This window comes from Roseateles sp. (genome assembly GCF_039595595.1).
In the GTDB taxonomy this organism is placed as follows: Bacteria; Pseudomonadota; Gammaproteobacteria; order Burkholderiales; family Burkholderiaceae_C; genus Roseateles.
This window is the reverse complement of record NZ_JBCNLG010000033.1, coordinates 1-15168: the sequence shown is the minus strand read 5'-3', so window position 1 is coordinate 15168 and position 15168 is coordinate 1. Positions and strand designations below refer to the sequence as shown.

19 protein-coding genes are annotated in these 15168 nt (G+C 69.9%); 11 read left to right on the top strand and 8 right to left on the bottom strand.

What is annotated here, in order from left to right; all coding sequences use genetic code 11:
* The first annotated feature begins 76 nt into the window (after positions 1 to 76).
* The 3 genes from ABDW61_RS23785 to ABDW61_RS23775 all read left to right on the top strand — a co-directional run bounded on the left by ABDW61_RS23785 (position 77) and on the right by ABDW61_RS23775 (position 2255).
* The gene (locus ABDW61_RS23785) at positions 77 to 538 is read left to right on the top strand and encodes a host attachment protein (RefSeq protein ID WP_343642332.1); all 462 of its coding nucleotides are present in this window, start codon (positions 77 to 79) and stop codon (positions 536 to 538) included.
* 144 nt (positions 539 to 682) lie between these two features.
* Complete coding sequence (locus tag ABDW61_RS23780; protein WP_343642368.1) at positions 683 to 1549, top strand: 3',5'-nucleoside bisphosphate phosphatase; 867 nt, start codon at positions 683 to 685, stop codon at positions 1547 to 1549.
* Positions 1550 to 1601: 52 nt separating this feature from the next.
* The gene (locus tag ABDW61_RS23775; protein ID WP_343642330.1) at positions 1602 to 2255 is read left to right on the top strand and encodes an L-threonylcarbamoyladenylate synthase; all 654 of its coding nucleotides are present in this window, start codon (positions 1602 to 1604) and stop codon (positions 2253 to 2255) included.
* 66 nt (positions 2256 to 2321) lie between these two features.
* Here the strand turns inward: ABDW61_RS23775 and ABDW61_RS23770 are convergent, their stop codons facing one another.
* The 4 genes from ABDW61_RS23770 to ABDW61_RS23755 form a co-directional block, all read right to left on the bottom strand.
* Complete coding sequence (locus ABDW61_RS23770; RefSeq protein WP_343642328.1) at positions 2322 to 2672, bottom strand: RidA family protein; 351 nt, start codon at positions 2670 to 2672, stop codon at positions 2322 to 2324.
* Positions 2669 to 3382 (bottom strand): glycerol-3-phosphate 1-O-acyltransferase PlsY, encoded by a 714-nt coding sequence (gene plsY, locus ABDW61_RS23765; protein ID WP_343642326.1) that lies wholly within the window; start codon positions 3380 to 3382, stop codon positions 2669 to 2671. The genes ABDW61_RS23770 and plsY overlap by 4 nt, the downstream gene beginning before the upstream one ends.
* A 6-nt stretch (positions 3383 to 3388) precedes the next feature.
* Positions 3389 to 3892, bottom strand: a complete 504-nt coding sequence (locus ABDW61_RS23760; RefSeq protein WP_343642324.1) for an aminoacyl-tRNA deacylase — start codon at positions 3890 to 3892, stop codon at positions 3389 to 3391.
* A gap of 83 nt (positions 3893 to 3975) precedes the next feature.
* Entirely contained in the window at positions 3976 to 5034 is a 1059-nt protein-coding gene (locus ABDW61_RS23755) for an aldo/keto reductase (RefSeq protein WP_343642322.1), read from the bottom strand.
* A gap of 191 nt (positions 5035 to 5225) precedes the next feature.
* On the opposite strand from ABDW61_RS23755, the gene ABDW61_RS23750 reads away from it, so the two are divergent.
* The 4 genes from ABDW61_RS23750 to ABDW61_RS23735 all read left to right on the top strand — a co-directional run bounded on the left by ABDW61_RS23750 (position 5226) and on the right by ABDW61_RS23735 (position 7722).
* Positions 5226 to 5792 (top strand): DUF2975 domain-containing protein, encoded by a 567-nt coding sequence (locus ABDW61_RS23750; protein WP_343642320.1) that lies wholly within the window; start codon positions 5226 to 5228, stop codon positions 5790 to 5792.
* Between the two features lie 19 nt (positions 5793 to 5811).
* Entirely contained in the window at positions 5812 to 6051 is a 240-nt protein-coding gene (locus ABDW61_RS23745) for a helix-turn-helix transcriptional regulator (protein ID WP_343642318.1), read from the top strand.
* On the top strand, positions 6038 to 6676 hold the full coding sequence (locus ABDW61_RS23740; RefSeq protein WP_343642316.1) for a hypothetical protein: 639 nt from the start codon (positions 6038 to 6040) through the stop codon (positions 6674 to 6676). Before ABDW61_RS23745 ends, ABDW61_RS23740 begins: the two co-directional genes overlap by 14 nt.
* A 149-nt stretch (positions 6677 to 6825) precedes the next feature.
* On the top strand, positions 6826 to 7722 hold the full coding sequence (locus tag ABDW61_RS23735; protein WP_343642314.1) for a hypothetical protein: 897 nt from the start codon (positions 6826 to 6828) through the stop codon (positions 7720 to 7722).
* 21 nt (positions 7723 to 7743) lie between these two features.
* Here the strand turns inward: ABDW61_RS23735 and ABDW61_RS23730 are convergent, their stop codons facing one another.
* The gene (locus tag ABDW61_RS23730) at positions 7744 to 9444 is read right to left on the bottom strand and encodes an AMP-binding protein (RefSeq protein ID WP_343642312.1); all 1701 of its coding nucleotides are present in this window, start codon (positions 9442 to 9444) and stop codon (positions 7744 to 7746) included.
* 118 nt (positions 9445 to 9562) lie between these two features.
* Here ABDW61_RS23730 and arsC point away from each other — a divergent pair, with 118 nt between their 5' ends.
* Complete coding sequence (gene arsC / locus ABDW61_RS23725; protein WP_343642310.1) at positions 9563 to 9913, top strand: arsenate reductase (glutaredoxin); 351 nt, start codon at positions 9563 to 9565, stop codon at positions 9911 to 9913.
* A 42-nt stretch (positions 9914 to 9955) separates the two neighbouring features.
* Here the strand turns inward: arsC and ABDW61_RS23720 are convergent, their stop codons facing one another.
* Positions 9956 to 10447, bottom strand: a complete 492-nt coding sequence (locus ABDW61_RS23720) for a GNAT family N-acetyltransferase (protein ID WP_343642308.1) — start codon at positions 10445 to 10447, stop codon at positions 9956 to 9958.
* Between the two features lie 386 nt (positions 10448 to 10833).
* Here ABDW61_RS23720 and ABDW61_RS23715 point away from each other — a divergent pair, with 386 nt between their 5' ends.
* Positions 10834 to 11760 (top strand): alpha/beta hydrolase, encoded by a 927-nt coding sequence (locus ABDW61_RS23715; protein ID WP_343642306.1) that lies wholly within the window; start codon positions 10834 to 10836, stop codon positions 11758 to 11760.
* Between the two features lie 60 nt (positions 11761 to 11820).
* Here the strand turns inward: ABDW61_RS23715 and ABDW61_RS23710 are convergent, their stop codons facing one another.
* Positions 11821 to 12312, bottom strand: coding sequence for a thioesterase family protein (locus ABDW61_RS23710; protein ID WP_343642304.1), 492 nt, complete (start codon positions 12310 to 12312; stop codon positions 11821 to 11823).
* A gap of 178 nt (positions 12313 to 12490) precedes the next feature.
* Between ABDW61_RS23710 and ABDW61_RS23705 the strand changes: the two genes are divergently transcribed.
* On the top strand, positions 12491 to 13378 hold the full coding sequence (locus ABDW61_RS23705) for a plasmid replication/partition related protein (RefSeq protein ID WP_343642302.1): 888 nt from the start codon (positions 12491 to 12493) through the stop codon (positions 13376 to 13378).
* Positions 13379 to 13384: 6 nt separating this feature from the next.
* Here the strand turns inward: ABDW61_RS23705 and ABDW61_RS23700 are convergent, their stop codons facing one another.
* On the bottom strand, positions 13385 to 13702 hold the full coding sequence (locus ABDW61_RS23700) for a sodium/substrate symporter small subunit (protein ID WP_343642366.1): 318 nt from the start codon (positions 13700 to 13702) through the stop codon (positions 13385 to 13387).
* 137 nt (positions 13703 to 13839) lie between these two features.
* On the opposite strand from ABDW61_RS23700, the gene prfB reads away from it, so the two are divergent.
* Positions 13840 to 14944 (top strand): peptide chain release factor 2 gene (prfB, locus tag ABDW61_RS23695; protein ID WP_343642300.1). Its coding sequence is split into 2 segments (ribosomal slippage): positions 13840 to 13920 and positions 13922 to 14944, totalling 1104 coding nucleotides; the frame shifts between segments, so codons are not numbered across the junction.
* Positions 14945 to 15168 lie beyond the last annotated feature (224 nt).

Below are 15168 nucleotides of genomic sequence, written 5' to 3'. Positions count from 1 at the left end.
CGGCGGGGCCACGGCCGGGCAAGGTACGGAGATTGCCGACTCCCCTTCAACGCGAACTCTGTTGAAGGACATCGAGATGGCTGCATACAAGGACGACGGCAAGCTCTGGGTGCTGGTGGCGGATGAGGGCGTGGCCCGGCTGCTGCGCCTGCCCGAGGAAGGCGGCGACCTGGAGGACGTCACCACGCTCACCGATGCCGCCGCGCATGCCGACAAGGCCGACTTGCGCCGCGACGCCGCCGGCCGGCGGGGCAACAGCGTGACGGCCTCCGCCGGGGTCGACGAGCTGCATCAGGAGGCGATCAGCTTCGCCAGCCGCGTCGCGAAGACGCTGGACGACGGCTACAACAACGGCGAGGTGACGCAACTGCGCATCGTGGCCGCACCGCGCTTCCTGGGCCTGCTGCGCAAGGCGCTGAGCCCGCAGGTCGCGCGTCTGGTGCTGGACGAGACCAACGTCGACGTGGTCCACGAGAGCCTGGGCGAACTCACCACGCGGCTGTTCCCGGAACGCGACTTCCGCCAGAACAAGACCTGAACGGCGGCGGCCGAGCCGCCACTTCGTCGACCGCCGCCGAATCTCCACTGCCATCCCGGACATGGCGCCCCTCCTAGAATCGGCGGGGTGAACACCCCTCCCACCGCCTCGTCCGCCTCCCCGCCCGCGCCGCCGCGCGTCGCGCTGCACCCGCAGACCAACGCGGACCTGCACTGCCACTCGACCGTCTCCGACGGCACGCTGTCGCCCGAGGCGCTGGCCGGGCGCGCCAAGGCGAACGGCGTCGAGCTCTGGGCGCTGACCGATCACGACGAGGTCGGCGGCCAGCAGCGCGCGCTGGAGGCGGCGCGCGCCGCGGGACTGGCCTATCTCACGGGCGTCGAGGTCTCCGTGACCTTTGCCGGCAAGGTGGTGCATATCGTCGGTCTGGGCTTCGACCACCACGACCCGCGCCTGGTCGAGGGCCTGCGCGCCACGCGCGGGGGCCGCGGCGCGCGGGCGCGCGAGATGTCCGCGGACCTGGCCCGGGCCGGCATCCACGGCGCCTACGAAGGAGCGCTCAAGTACGCCGGCAATCCGGAGCTGATCTCGCGCACCCACTTCGCGCGCTTCCTGGTCGAGGCCGGCCACTGCGCCGATGTGCCGGAGGTGTTCCGCCGTTTCCTCACCGAGGGCAAGCCCGGCTACGTGCCGCATCGCTGGGCGGCGCTGCGAGACGCGGTGGGTTGGATCACCGGCGCGGGCGGCCTGGCGGTGATCGCCCATCCGGGCCGCTACGGCTTCACGCCGACCGAGGAATACGCGCTGATCACCGAGTTCATCGCCCATGGCGGCCGCGGCATCGAGGTGGTGACCGGCAGCCACACCGCGGCGGAGATGATCCAGTACACCGACACGGCGCGGGAATTCGACCTGCTGGCCTCGCGCGGCTCCGACTTCCACAGTCCTGAGGAAAGCCGCGTCGACCTGGGCCGGCTCGACGAGCATCTCTCCGGCACACTCAAGCCGGTGTGGAACGCGCTCGAACACCGCATCCACTGGCCGGCCTGACGCCCTGGCGCGTCCGGTCCGCCGCGCACACCGATTGCCCTTCGCGAGCACCATGGCCCAGATCTTCGAAGTCCATCCCGACAACCCGCAAGCCCGATTCCTGCGCCAGGCGGCCCAGATCCTGGGCCAGGGCGGCATCGGCGCGATCCCCACCGACTCGAGCTACGCGCTGGTGTGCCAGCTCGACGACAAGGCGGCCGCCGAGTCGCTGCGCCGCATCCGCGGCGTCGACGACAAACACCACATGACGCTGCTGTGCCGCGACCTCAGCGAGCTGGGCAGCTACGCGCGCGTCGACAACAAGCAGTACCGCATGATCAAGACGGCCACGCCGGGGCCGTTCACCTTCATCCTGGAGGCGACCAAGGAGGTGCCGCGCCGGCTGTCGCACCCGTCGCGGCGCACGATCGGGCTGCGGGTGCCGGACCACCGCGTCACGCAGGACCTGCTGGCGCTGATGGGTGGACCGCTGCTGGCGACCACGCTGATCCCTCCCGGCGAGCACGAGCCGATCAACGACCCGCAGGAGATCACCGCTCGCTACGACAAGCTGATCCAGCTGATCATCGACGCCGGCGCCTGCCCGATGAAGCCGACCACCGTCGTCGACCTCACCGCCGAGCCGCCCGTGCTGGTGCGGCGCGGCTGCGGCGATCCGGCCTGCCTGGGCCTGGAGCTCCAGGAAGCCGAGGAGGCGCAGGAGTAAGCCCGGCCTGACGCCCGAATGACAAACGCCGGCTCGAGGCCGGCGTTGCTCATCATGGGCGGGGAATCAGACCGCGGCGGTGATCACGATCTCGATCTTCCACTCGGGCTTGGCCAGCTTGGCCTCGACCGTGGCGCGCGGCGGCGTGTGGCCGGCCGGCACCCAGGCGTCCCACGCGGCGTTCATGCCGGCCAGATCCTCCACGTCGGCGATGTAGAGCTGCGCGCGCAGGATCTTCGTCTTGTCGCTGCCGGCGCGCGCCAGCAGCTTGTCGATCATGGCGAGCACCTGCTCGGTCTGGCCCTGGATGTCGGCGGTGGCGTTCTCGGGCACCTGGCCGGCCAGGTAGACGACGCCGTTGTGGACGGCCATCTCGGACAGGCGGGGACCGACGTCGAATCGTTCGATGCTGCTCATTTGCTGTGCTTCGCTTTGTGGGAATGCTTGGCAGGCTGCGGCTTGTGCGCGTGGCCATGCCCGTGACCGTGGTTGCTGGGGACCGGCGCGGGCGGCGCGGCCTTCTGGCCGAGCTTGCTTTCGGTGCCCGCCATCAGCTTCCTGATGTTGGCCGAGTGGCGCCAGATCAGCAGCAGGCTCATCAGCACGATGGCCGGCAGCTCGGGACCGATGTCCCAGATGAGCATCTGCAGCAGCGGCGCGGCGACCGCGGCGCTCAGCGAGGCGAGCGACGAATAGCGGAACACCACCGCCATCGCGATCCACACACCCAGCACCGCCAGGCCCAGCCAGGGGTTGATCGCGAGCAGCACGCCGGCGGCCGTGGCCACGCCCTTGCCGCCAATGAACTTGAAGAAGACCGGCCACAGATGGCCGACGAAGGCGGCCAGGCCGACGAGCGCGGCGGTGCCCTCCTCCAGGCCGTAGGGCGCGCCGAACTTGAGCACCAGCACCACTGGCACGTAGCCCTTGAGCGCGTCGAAGACCAGGGTGAGGATGGCCGCGGCCTTGTTGCCCGAGCGCAGCACGTTGGTCGCGCCCGGATTGCCGCTGCCGTAGCTGCGCGGATCGGACAGACCCATCAGCCGGCTGACGATCACCGCGAACGACAGCGAGCCGATCAGATACCCGGCCACGACGGCCAACAAGGAGAACACGGTACTTTGCATGGGGCGCTATTCTGCCCCGGACTTCAGCGCGCACTCGACCGGACGGGCCGCGAGCAGCTCCGTCAAAACCCGCGGTTCGAGGCTGACCAGATAGCCGCGCCGGCCGCCATTGATCAGGATGCGGGGCAGCGCCAGCACGGTCGATTCGACGAACACCGGCATCACCTTGCGCGTCCCGAACGGCGAGGTGCCGCCCACCAGGTAACCGCTGTGGCGCTGCGCGACGTCGGGCTTGCAGGGTTCGACCTTCTTGCAAGGGATCTGGCGTGCGAGCTCCTTCAAACTGACGGTGCAGTCGCCATGCATCAGCACGATCAGCGGCTGCGCCTTCTCGTCCTGCATCACGAGTGTCTTCACGACCTCGTGCTCCGGCACGCCGAGCTGCTTCGAGGACTCGCCGGTGCCGCCGTGATCGACGTAGTCATAGACATGCTCGCCGAAGGCGACCCGGTGCTGGCGCAGCCACTGGGTCGCGGGCGTCTCGCTGACATGGGCGGATTTCTTGCTCATGGGCGCGGATTGTCGGCGGCCGGATGCCGCCCGTCTTGTACGTCATTGCCGAGTCTTGCGCCCTTGCGGCGGTGTCTCCGCGCTCACTGCGCCGGGTCGCGGATCTCCCAGCGGATCCGGTCGATGCGGGCCAGCGTGTCGGCATCGAGCACGCGGCCCAGCGCCGCGACGTTCTCGTCGAGCTGCGCCGCCGTGGTGACGCCGATCAGCGTGCTGGCCGTCTGCCAGCGCGAGCTGACCCAGGCGATCGCCAGCGTGGCCGGCGTCATGCCCAGCTCCGCCGCCAGCGCGTTGTAGCGGCGCGCGGCCGCGAGCGACTCCGGCCGCGCCCAGCGCTGCTTCTTCATGCTGTCGAAGATCGCCAGCCGCCCCGGCCTGGCCGGATCGGCCAGCCCCGCCGCGTCGTACTTGCCGCTCAGCGTTCCAAAGCCCAGCGGCGAATAGGCCAGCAGACCGACGCGATGCCGGTACAGCGCCTCGTCCAGGCCGTTCTCGACGACGCGGTTCACCAGGCTGTAGGGGTTTTGCACGCTCGCGATGCGCGGCAGGCCGTGCTGCGCGGCGAGGTGAATGAACTCGCCGACCCCGTAGGCCGTCTCGTTGGACAGGCCCACGTGCCGGATCTTGCCCTCGCGCTGGAGCCGGCCGAGCGCCTCGAGCTGCTCGCGCATCGACGCGACCGGCTTGTCCTTCGCGGGCTCGAAGTAGACGCCGCCGAACATCGGCACATGCCGCGCGGGCCAGTGGATCTGGAACAGGTCGATGGTCTCGACCTGCAGGCGGCGCAGGCTGTCCTCGCTGGCCTGCACGATCTGCGCGCCGGTCAGGTCGGCGCTGCCGTCGCGGATCCAGTCGTAGCCGCGCGAGGGACCCGCGACCTTGGTCGCCAGGACCAGCCGCTCGCGCATCCCGGGCCGCGCCTTCAGCCAGCGGCCGACGATCTCCTCGGTGCGGCCGAAGGTCTCGGCACGCGCGGGCACCGGGTACATCTCGGCGAGGTCCAGCAGGTTGATGCCGGCGGCGACGGCGCGATCGAGCAGCGCGTGGCTGTCCGCCTCGCCGACCTGTTCACCGAAGGTCATCGTGCCCAGGCCGATGCGGGTGACCGACAGGTCCGACTCGCCGAGGGTGACGCGTTCCATGTGTTTCTCCTTGCAAGGCCGCGTCGGGATGCGCGGCGCGGCGGCCGGTCAGTGTGCATGACGGCCGCGCCCTCGGCGACCCGAGCCGTGCGCCCGGCGCGCGCATCCCGGCGACTTCTTTACGCGACTCCGCATTGCGCGCTGGAAATTATTGTTTTACAGTAATTTCTTACCTGTTTACGGTAATGAGCATGACGGTTCCTGTTCCGAGCGACGCCCCCTTCCCCGCCAGCCTCCAGCGCATCCGCTGGATCGCCCACTGCGTGCGCGCGATGGCCTTGATCGCGATGGCGGTGTTGATCGGCTTCCACGCGATGTTCTGGACCAATGCGGCGTTGGTGGAACGCACCGTGCGCGAGGACTTCGGCAACGAGGGCGTGCTGCAGCTCGACGCGGTCTCGCGCGCCTGGGGCTTCGCCGTGAACCTGCCGATGACCCTGCTGACCCTGTATGCGCTGGTGGCGCTGTGGCGGCTGTTTGGCGGCTACCTGCGCGGCCAGGTCTTCACCGAGGCCTCGACCCGGCACCTGCGCCGCATCGGCCAGTCGCTGACGGTGATGGCGCTGGTCATGCCGCTGTCCGACACCGCCACCCTCCTCGCGCTCACGGCGGGCAACCCGCCTGGGCAGCGCATGCTGTCGGTGCATCTGGGCAGCCAGCACTACATCGTGCTGCTGCTCGGCCTGGTGCTGACCGCGATGGCCATGGTCATGCGCGAGGCCCAGCGGATGGCGCAGGAGAACGCCGAGTTCATCTGAGCACGGCGTCGAGAACCCCATGCCCATCGTCGTCCGACTCGACGTGATGCTCGCGCAGCGCAAGATGCGCTCGAAGGAGCTGGCCGAGGCCATCGGCATCACCGAGGCCAACCTCTCGCTGCTGAAGTCCGGCAAGGTGCGCGGCGTGCGCTTCGACACGCTGTCGCGGATCTGCGCGGCGCTGCAGTGCCAGCCCGGCGAGCTGCTCGCGTGGGAGCCCGGCGACGACGATGCGGGGGGCGCCGATGGCGATGCCTGAACCGCGCCGATGGACGCGGGCGCGCCTGCTGGCGATCGGCGCCGTCCTGCTGCTGCACGCGCTGCTGCTGGGCTGGCTGCAGCAGGCCTGGCACCGGGCGGAGACCCATCGCGGCCAGCGCAGCGCCACCCTCCGGATGATCACCATCACGCTGCCGCCACTGGCCGACGCGGCCTCGGCGCGCAAGCCGAAAGCGGCGCCGGAGCGGATCGCAAGGCCTGCCCCCGCCGCCCGGTCCACGGCGCCGGTGCCGCCGCCAGCGCGGGTCCCGGCGCCGGCGCCGGAGGCCGCTTCGCCAGTGGACGAGCCGCGCGCCACGGTGATCGTCGCCGCGCCGATGCCCGCGTCGGCGGCGTCGGGGCCGTCGGGCCGCGAGCTGCTCTACGGCGCGGCGACGCGCAACGCGATCCGCCAGTCGGCCCAGGGCCAGCCGCTGCTGGCCGAGCGCGCCGACCAGGCCAGCCAGGCGCCCGACAAGGTCGAGGCGTCCGCCAGGCTGGGCCAGGAAATGATGAAAGGCGCCACCGGCGACTGCCTCAAGGGCGAGTACGCGGGCGGCGGCATGGGCCTGCTGAGCGCGCCGTTCTGGCTGCTCGCGGAAGCGCGCGGCAAATGCCGCCGCTGACCCTCATCGCGAGGACATCGCGGCCTTCTTGCGGCCTTCGCGCGGCCTGCTCGCAGCCTTTTGGCGCGCTTGCCCACCGTCCTCGTCAACGCATTCGCATCCCGCGCCGTTCTGCGCGGACCGTCCTTCGCGACCAGGGAGAGAGAGAAGTGAGACCCCAGCCCTTCACCCATGCGGCCGTGGCCGCCGCGCTTGCCGTCGGCGCCGCGCTGATGGCCGGCGGCGAGCCCGCCAATGCGGCCAACTCGGCGGCCAACTCAGCGGCCAATTCAGTGGCCCATCCAGCGGCGAGCTCAACGGCGCCCGCCGCCGTGGCCACACCGCCCGCCCCTGCGGCCTCCGCGCACGATCAGGCCGTCGCGCTGCCGACAGTGCAGAGCGACATGAAGCGCGGCACGTCCTTCCCCTACAAGCGGCTCAACGAGTTGCTGTCCAAGCTGCGCACCGAGGGCGAGGGCCTGTTCGTGTCGCGCTTCGTGCTCACCGACGCGAAGGATTCCGACAAGCCGCCGCCCGCCGGCACCAAGCTCGCGCTGATGAGCGCGGAGGACTACATCCCGATTCCGCTGGATGCCAAGGGCGCTTTCGACCTGCCGACCTTCCCCGCCGAGCGGGCCAAGGACATGGACTTCGGCACCAACGCGGCCAAGGGCGACCTGGGGGTGCGCCTGAGCATCGACCTGGCGACCTCGCCCGAGATGCTGGACATGGGCACGGTGCGCCGCGTGGTGGTGGTCGGGCAGCGCCTGCGCACCGAGCTGCTGCCCTGGTACGTGCGCTGGATGTTCCCGCAGATCGAAGGCGTGATCGCCTGCAGCGACCAGCCGCAATGGACGCTGGACTGGACCGAGGACGGCCAGCGTTGGCGTCTGCCGCTGCCGGCCGATGCGCAGCAGCGCGAGCCGGAGACGCCCAAGGGCAAGCCCTCGCGCGCCTGCACGGTGCTCACGGGCCAGGAGCAATGGCCCGATGCGGCGCTGTTCCAGCCGCCTCCCGGCGCCAACACCAAGCTCTACGTGAAGCTGCGCAACGCGCGCGCGAGCTAGGCCTCGGGCGCGAGCCAGGCGTCAGGCGCGTGCCGCCGCGCGGTCCGCCGCACGATCGGCTTCGAGCTGCCTCAGCACGCGGCGCTGCACCTTGCCGGTGGTGGTCATCGGCAGGCTGTCGATGAACTCGATCTCCTTCGGGTACTCGTAGGGCGCGAGGCGCTGGCGGACAAACGCCTGCAGCTCCTGCGTCAGCGCTGCCGAGGGCTGCCGCCCCGGCGCGAGCACCACGAAGGCCTTCACCAGCGCGCCGCGCTCGGCATCGGGCTTGGGCACGACGGCGGCGTTGGCGACGGCGTCGTGGCGCACCAGGCAGTTCTCGATCTCGCCCGGCCCGATGCGGTAGCCAGCGACCTTGAACTGGTCGTCGGCGCGGCCCTGGTACCAGAGGTAGCCGTCCTCGTCGACGCGCGCCAGATCGCCGGTGCGGCACCAGCTGTCCGACGGATCGCCGGTGAACTTGGCGGCGGTCGCCGCCTCGTTGCCCCAGTAGCCGAGGAAGAAGATCGGATCGAGGTCCCCGTGCGCGTCGCGGCGATGGACCGCGATCTCGCCGATTTGACCGGGCGGACAGACCTGGCCCTCGTCGTCGATGACCGCGACGCGGTGACCGGGATAGGCCCGGCCCATGCTGCCGGGCTTGGCCGGCCACAGCCGCGCGCAGTTGCCCACGACGTAGTTGATCTCGGTCTGCCCGAACATCTCGTTCACCGTCACGCCGAGTTCACGCTTCACCCACTCGAAGACCGCGTCGCCGACCGCCTCGCCCGCGCTCATCACGGCCTGCAGGCGCAGCGTGTAGTGCTCGGCGGGATGGGGCACGGCCTTCATCATCGCCTTCAGCGCGGTCGGGAACAGGAAGGTGTGGGTGACGCCGTAGTGCTGCATCAGCTCCAGCGCCTTCTCCGGCGAGAAGCGCCCCTGATAGCCGAGGATGGGCCGGCCGAAGCACAGCGACGGCAGCAGCGCGTCCATCAGGCCGCCGGTCCAGGCCCAGTCGGCCGGGCTCCAGAAGACGGCCTCGCTGCGCACCGAGGGATCTCCGGGATCGAAGCCGAACCAGTTCTGGCTCGCGATGAAACCGGTGAGGTTGCCCAGCAGCGCGCGCTGGGGCAGCAAGGCGCCCTTGGGCGCGCCGGTCGTGCCGCTGGTGTAGATCAGGATGGCGGGATCCTCGGCCGCGTTGTCGCGGGCGGCGAAGCGCGCGTCCTCGGCCTGCAGCGCGGCCATCCAGCCGGACTCGCCCTCGCGCTCACCGGTCTCGCCGACGACCAGCACCTGGCGCAGGTCCGGGCACTGCGCGCGGGCCTGCCGCAGCGCGTCGAGCGCACCCGCTTCGACGATGGCGACGCGGGCGGCGCTGTCCTTGAGGCGGTACTCGAGCGCGTCGGGACCGAAGAGCATCGACAGCGGCATGGCGACGGCGCCGAGCTGGTTGATCGCGATGTGCGCGACGGCGGTCTCGAAGCGCTGCGGCAGCACGAGCGCGACGCGGTCGCCCGCCTCGACGCCCAGACGTCTGAGCGCGTTGGACAGGCGGTTCGCGGCGCGCTGCAACTGGCCGAAGGAATACTGGGCGCGGCATCCGCTGTCGCTGTCGAAGAGGATGGCGGGCGCGTCGGGGGTCTCGCGGGCCCAGCGGCCACAGCAGAGTTCGGCGATGGCGAGGCGCTCGGGCACCTGCCAGCGGAAGGCGCCGTGGATCAGCGCATAGGCATCCATCGCGTCACATGCTCCTGGTCGGACAAGAGCGTGGATGCTAGCGAGCGGGTCCCGCACGGTCCTCATGGAAAGCCCGTAGCGCCAGGACGGTGCGCAGGCGCGCCCTACACTGGCGCGCATGTCCCTCCAGATCCTGCACAACCCCCGCTGCTCCAAGTCCCGCGAGGCGCTCGCGCTGCTCGAGTCGCGCGGCCTGCGCCCCGAGGTGATCGAGTACCTCGGCACCCCGCTGACGCTGGGCGAGCTGGAGTCGCTCCAGCGCCGCCTCGGCGTGCCGGCCCGCGCGATGCTGCGCGACGGCGAGGACGACTATCGTGAACTCGGGCTCGACGATCCCGCGCTGACCGACACACAGTTGCTGAAGGCGGTGGCCGATCGGCCGAAGCTGCTGCAGCGGCCCATCGTCATCGACGGCGAACGCGCGTTGATCGCCCGTCCGCCGGAGCTGCTGAACGGCTGGCTGGCGTGAACGGCAGGGCCGTCCGGCGCGAACGCAGAAGGCCTTGCGGCCTCAGCCCTTGAACTTCGCGAGCGCGTCGCCGGTCAGGCGGCACAGGCGCCAGTCCGGCATGATCGTCGCGCCCATCTTTTCGTAGAAGCGGATGGCGTTCTCGTTCCAGTCGAGCACGCACCATTCGAAGCGGCCGTAGCCGCGCGCGATCGCGATCTGCGCCAGATGGGTCAGCATGCGCTTGCCCAGGCCCGCGCCGCGATGGGCGGGCTGCACGTACAGGTCCTCGAGGTACATCCCGGGCTTGCCCAGGAAGGTCGAGAAGTTGGTGAAGGTCAGCGCGAAGGCGACGACCGCGCCGCTGTCGTGCTCGGCGACCAGGGCCTCGCAGACGGGGCGCTCGCCGAAGAGGTGCGGGAGCAGCTTCTCCGGCGTCACGTCCATCAGGTGGGACAGGTGCTCGAAGTCGGCGAGCTCGCCGATCAGGCCGACGATCGCACCCAGGTCGTCGGGGCGCGCGGGGCGAAGGGTGTAGGTGTCGGAAGCGGTCATGGGTGTTGCGCGTTGTCGCAGGGGTGGGCTCGGGAGGGCCAGGCCGTGACGGCAGCGGATTGTCGCCAACGCGAGGGACGGTCTCCTCAAGTTTGGAGGCGGGAGTGGACAACCAGGGATTCGCCGATCAGGCGCGGTGCGAAGACTCGCGAGGGTTCGCAACACGCTTCGAAAGGGAGTCATGAAGAAGACCTTGATCGCCGGCCTGTGCCTGGGCGGAGCCGGATTCCATTACGGCGCCTATCTGGCGCGATGCGGCGGCGCAGGCGGGGCTGAGACGAGCGCTTGCGGGGCGCCGGAGGGGGCGGCCTGGGGCGGCGCAGGCCCGGCCTCGCTGTCTCCATGGCGAAAGCCTGCACGAGCGCGCGGCACTACAGTCGCGCTCCATGAGCACCGCCCCGCGCCCCGACGAGTCCACCGGCTATCAGCTCCGCCGCCCGCATCGCAGCGGCTTCATGACGCTGCGCGGCCTGCGCCATCACGTGCTGCGATGGGGCCCCGAGCCCGATGGGCAGCGGCCGCTGCTGGTGATGGTGCATGGCTGGATGGACGTCGGCGCGTCGTTCCAGTTCATGGTCGACGCGTTCCGCGAGGAGCGCGGCGTCGTGGCGATCGACTGGCGCGGCTTCGGGCTCACCGACGGCAATGGCGGCGATGCGTACTGGTTCCCGGACTACCTCGGCGATCTGGACGCGCTGCTCGATGCGCTCAGCCCCGAGGCGCCCGTGGACCTGCTCGGACACAGCATGGGCGGCAACATCGCGATGACCTATGCCGGCGTGCGGCCGCGGCGGCTGCGCAAGCTGGTCAATCTCGAGGGATTCGGCCTGCCGGAAACGACGCCGGAGATGGCGCCTGGGCGGCTGGCGAGCTGGCTCGATGAGCTCAAGGAGCCGCAGAGCCTCAAGAGCTACGACAGCGTCGAAGGGGTGGCGCAGCGGTTGATGAAGACCAATCCGAGGCTCAGCGCGGAGAAGGCGCGTTGGCTGGCACCGCACTGGTCGCGGCAGAAGGACGATGGGCGCTGGCACATCCTCGGCGACCCGGCGCACAAGCGGACCAATCCGGTGCTGTATCGCAAGGCGGAGGCGATCGCCTGCTGGTCGCGCATCGAGGCGCCCACGCTGTGGGTCGAGGGCAGCGAGACGCAGCTCTCGCAGTGGTGGGGCGACCGCTATCCGCGCGAAGACTTCGAGGCGCGACTCGGCGTCGTGAAGGACCTGCGGCGCGTCACGCTGCAGCAGGCGGCGCACATGATGCATCACGACCAGCCCGAAGCGCTCGCGCGCGCCGTTGAAGAGTTCCTGGGGTAGCGGCCTGCGTGAAGGCGCTGGCCCTCTCCCCTGCCCTCTCCCGCAAGCGGGCGAGGGAGTTCATGCCGACGGCGCGGACAGAGGAACAACCACCGCGGCCTGATACGCCTTGACGAACTCCGGCGGCATCCGCTTGGGCCGTCCGCTGCTGATGTCGATGCACACCAGCTCCCACCGCCCGCGCATCACCGTCTGTCCGTCGCTCGTCCGGCGCAGCTGGAAGCGGCGTTCCATCGCCAGCTTCCCGTCCCCTGCCGTCAGCCAGGTCCCCAGCACCAGCGTCTCCCCTTCGAAGGACGGCAGCAGATAGTCATATCCCCCATGCCGGATCGCCATCGCGCGGTCCAGCCTGCGGTAATCCTCCAGGTCCAGCCCCAGCGCCACCGAGTGCGACCACGCCACCTGCTCACACCATTTCACGTAGACCGCGTTGTTGGTGTGGTTCAAACCGTCGATGTCCGCCGGCTGGGGGACGACTTCCAGCCAATGGGGGGAAGGATGGTCCCAGCCGCTGGACAAGGGATTGGCCGTTTGCGCGATCGCTTCGCTCATGGAGGGGTTCCGTGGGATTTCCGACGCACGTGCTCGGAGTGCGACAGCTTAGCCGCGCGGATTAGGCAGAATGCCGCCCTTTTCGGTGCCGTCCGGCGCCGTCCGTCGCCCGCGCGGCCTCGCGCGCGATGCGCACATCCGCCTCCGCCCGCTCCCGCATTCCCCGCTGTCCGTCGTCATGAACATCATCGTCACCGAAGAACTCAAGGCCTACATCGATCCGCTGACCGAGGACGAATACGCCGCGCTCGAGCGCAGCATCCTCGCCGAGGGCTGCCGCGACGCGCTGGTGCTGTGGGGCGACATCCTCGTCGACGGCCACAACCGCCACAGCATCTGCACCAAGCACGGCATCCCCTTTCAGACGGTGCAGAACACGCGCTTCAAGTCGATGGAAGACGTGCACCTGTGGATGATCGACCAGCACCTGGGCCGCCGCAGCGTCTCCGACTTCCAGCGCGGCGTGCTCGCGCTGCGCAAGAAGGAGATCATGGAAGCGCGCCGCCTGGCCGTGCTCAGCGATCCCAGCCCCGAGGCCTCCAGCGCCGCGGCCGAAGCGCCCGCCGGCGCCACCGGCGCGCCGGTGCCTGACGCGCCCCCGCTGAAGAGCCGCGAGGCCATCGCCCGCGCCGCGCGCATCAGCAGCGCCACGGTGACGCAGATCGAGAAGATCCAGAAGGCCGCCGCGCCCGAGCTCGTCGCCGCCGTCCGCTCGGGCGAGGTCTCCATCAGCGCCGCCGCCGTCATCGCCGACCTGCCCCCCGAGGAACAGGCCGCCGCCGCCGCGGGCGGCAAGAAGGAACTGCGCCAGGCCGCCAAGCGCGTGCGCGAGTCCCGCGTCGGCAAGAAGGCCGCCGGCGATGCCGTCGCCGAAGTGGCCGTCGCGCTGCTGGACGTGCCCACCAACGCGGACGGCGAGCTCGAGGCCGATCCCGCCGTCGCGCTGCTGCGCGCGCAGGTCAGCGCGCTCCAGGACGAGAACGTCAAGCTGCGCGCGCAGGTCGCCGAGCTGCAGGCCCAACTCGCCGCCGTGAAGCAGGAATCCGCCGATCCGTCGCCGTTCTGACGCCGCTCAGAACCCGGTGATCGGCCCCGAGCGATCGCGCTCGGGGCGCCTGGCCTCGGCCTCGTCCGCATACGGGACGGGGTCCTTCACGCCGGCCGCCGCCTCGCGGCGGTTCATCACGGTCGCGTAGATCACCACGATCGCCACGTAGACGATCAGCGCCCCCTGCGACCCGACCCAGAAGCTGAACGGCCAGCCGAAGAAATCGAAGCTCAGCGCCCGCGCGAAATAGGCCACGCCGAAGCTCACCGCCGCCCACGCGGCCAGCAGCGCCAGCGTCAGCCGCCAATTGCCGCGCCGCACGCCACGGCGCCGGGCGCGCATCGTGCCGGACAGGGAACCTGCTTCGGGGACAGGGGGTTTCGGGACCATCCCGCCATCTTAGGGAGCCCGCCCGCGTCAGCATGAGAAAATACCCGGCTTCGGGCCCCCTGTCGGGGGCTCTTTCACTCGAACGAATCATGGACATCGAGCAAATCAATGCGATCGGCACCACGCTGGCCGATCTGCAAGCGCGTACCGACGCGCTAAGGGGGTACCTTTGACTACGACCGCAAAGCGCTGCGGTTGAATGAAGTCAACGCCGCCCTGGAGAACCCCAACGTCTGGAACGAACCCAAGCGGGCCCAGGAACTCGGCAAGGAAAAGCGCGCCCTCGACAAGGTCGTCGAAACCATCAATCACCTGACGTCGAATCTCTCCGACAACCTCGAGCTGTTCGAGATGTCCAAGGAGGACAACGACGTCACCGGCCTGCAGACCATCGAAGCGGAATCCGCCAAGCTCACCGAGCTGGTCGAGGAACTCGAGTTCCGCCGGATGTTCAACAACCCGGCCGACCCCAGCAACTGCTTCATCGACATCCAGGCCGGCGCCGGCGGCACCGAAGCCTGCGACTGGGCCGGCATGCTGCTGCGCCAGTACCTGAAGTACTGCGAGCGCAAGGGCTTCAAGGCCGAGGTCGAGGAAGAAACCCCGGACGAGATCGCCGGCATCAAGAGCGCCACCATCAAGGTGGAAGGCGAGTACGCCTTCGGCCTGCTGCGCACCGAGTCCGGCGTGCACCGCCTGGTGCGCAAGAGCCCGTTCGACTCCTCCGGCGGCCGCCACACCAGCTTCGCCTCGCTGTTCGTCTATCCCGAGATCGACGACTCGATCGAGATCGACATCAACCCCGCCGACGTGCGCACCGACACCTACCGCGCCTCGGGCGCTGGCGGCCAGCACATCAACAAGACCGACTCGGCGGTGCGCCTGACCCACATCCCGACCGGCATCGTGGTGCAGTGCCAGGACAGCCGCAGCCAGCACAGCAACCGCGACGTCGCCTGGCGCCGCCTGCGCTCGCGCCTGTACGACCACGAGATGAAGAAGCGCATGGCCGAGCAGCAGAAGCTCGAGGACAGCAAGACCGACGTGGGCTGGGGCCACCAGATCCGCTCGTACGTGCTGGACCAGAGCCGCATCAAGGACCTGCGCACCAACGTCGAGATCTCCAACACCCAGAAGGTGCTGGATGGCGACCTCGACGCATTCATCACCGCGTCCCTCAAGCAGGGCGTGTAAGAGCAACACGAGACAACAGCCCCGGCGCACGACCCTTGAGCCCGGGGCTTCTTCATTCCTACAAGGAAGCCCGCCATGCGTGAAGGCACCGCCACCCTGATCCGCCGCGCCGACTACGTCGCGCCGATCTTCTGGATCCGCACCGTCGACCTGTGCTTCGACCTCGACCCGGCCAAGACGCTGGTCGCCAGCAAGATGCGCCTGGAACGCAACGCCGCGGTGCC

Coding starts and splice junctions, on each gene's coding strand:
- ABDW61_RS23705 (WP_343642302.1), top strand. CDS start 12,491: ATGAACATCATCGTCACCGAAGAACTCAAGGCCTACATCGATCCGCTG.
- ABDW61_RS23730 (WP_343642312.1), bottom strand. CDS start 9,444: ATGGATGCCTATGCGCTGATCCACGGCGCCTTCCGCTGGCAGGTGCCC.
- ABDW61_RS23770 (WP_343642328.1), bottom strand. CDS start 2,672: ATGAGCAGCATCGAACGATTCGACGTCGGTCCCCGCCTGTCCGAGATG.
- ABDW61_RS23785 (WP_343642332.1), top strand. CDS start 77: ATGGCTGCATACAAGGACGACGGCAAGCTCTGGGTGCTGGTGGCGGAT.
- ABDW61_RS23700 (WP_343642366.1), bottom strand. CDS start 13,702: ATGCGCGCCCGGCGCCGTGGCGTGCGGCGCGGCAATTGGCGGCTGACG.
- ABDW61_RS23715 (WP_343642306.1), top strand. CDS start 10,834: ATGAGCACCGCCCCGCGCCCCGACGAGTCCACCGGCTATCAGCTCCGC.
- ABDW61_RS23745 (WP_343642318.1), top strand. CDS start 5,812: ATGCCCATCGTCGTCCGACTCGACGTGATGCTCGCGCAGCGCAAGATG.
- ABDW61_RS23720 (WP_343642308.1), bottom strand. CDS start 10,447: ATGACCGCTTCCGACACCTACACCCTTCGCCCCGCGCGCCCCGACGAC.
- arsC (WP_343642310.1), top strand. CDS start 9,563: ATGTCCCTCCAGATCCTGCACAACCCCCGCTGCTCCAAGTCCCGCGAG.
- ABDW61_RS23740 (WP_343642316.1), top strand. CDS start 6,038: ATGGCGATGCCTGAACCGCGCCGATGGACGCGGGCGCGCCTGCTGGCG.
- ABDW61_RS23755 (WP_343642322.1), bottom strand. CDS start 5,034: ATGGAACGCGTCACCCTCGGCGAGTCGGACCTGTCGGTCACCCGCATC.
- ABDW61_RS23710 (WP_343642304.1), bottom strand. CDS start 12,312: ATGAGCGAAGCGATCGCGCAAACGGCCAATCCCTTGTCCAGCGGCTGG.
- ABDW61_RS23760 (WP_343642324.1), bottom strand. CDS start 3,892: ATGAGCAAGAAATCCGCCCATGTCAGCGAGACGCCCGCGACCCAGTGG.
- ABDW61_RS23775 (WP_343642330.1), top strand. CDS start 1,602: ATGGCCCAGATCTTCGAAGTCCATCCCGACAACCCGCAAGCCCGATTC.
- plsY (WP_343642326.1), bottom strand. CDS start 3,382: ATGCAAAGTACCGTGTTCTCCTTGTTGGCCGTCGTGGCCGGGTATCTG.
- ABDW61_RS23750 (WP_343642320.1), top strand. CDS start 5,226: ATGACGGTTCCTGTTCCGAGCGACGCCCCCTTCCCCGCCAGCCTCCAG.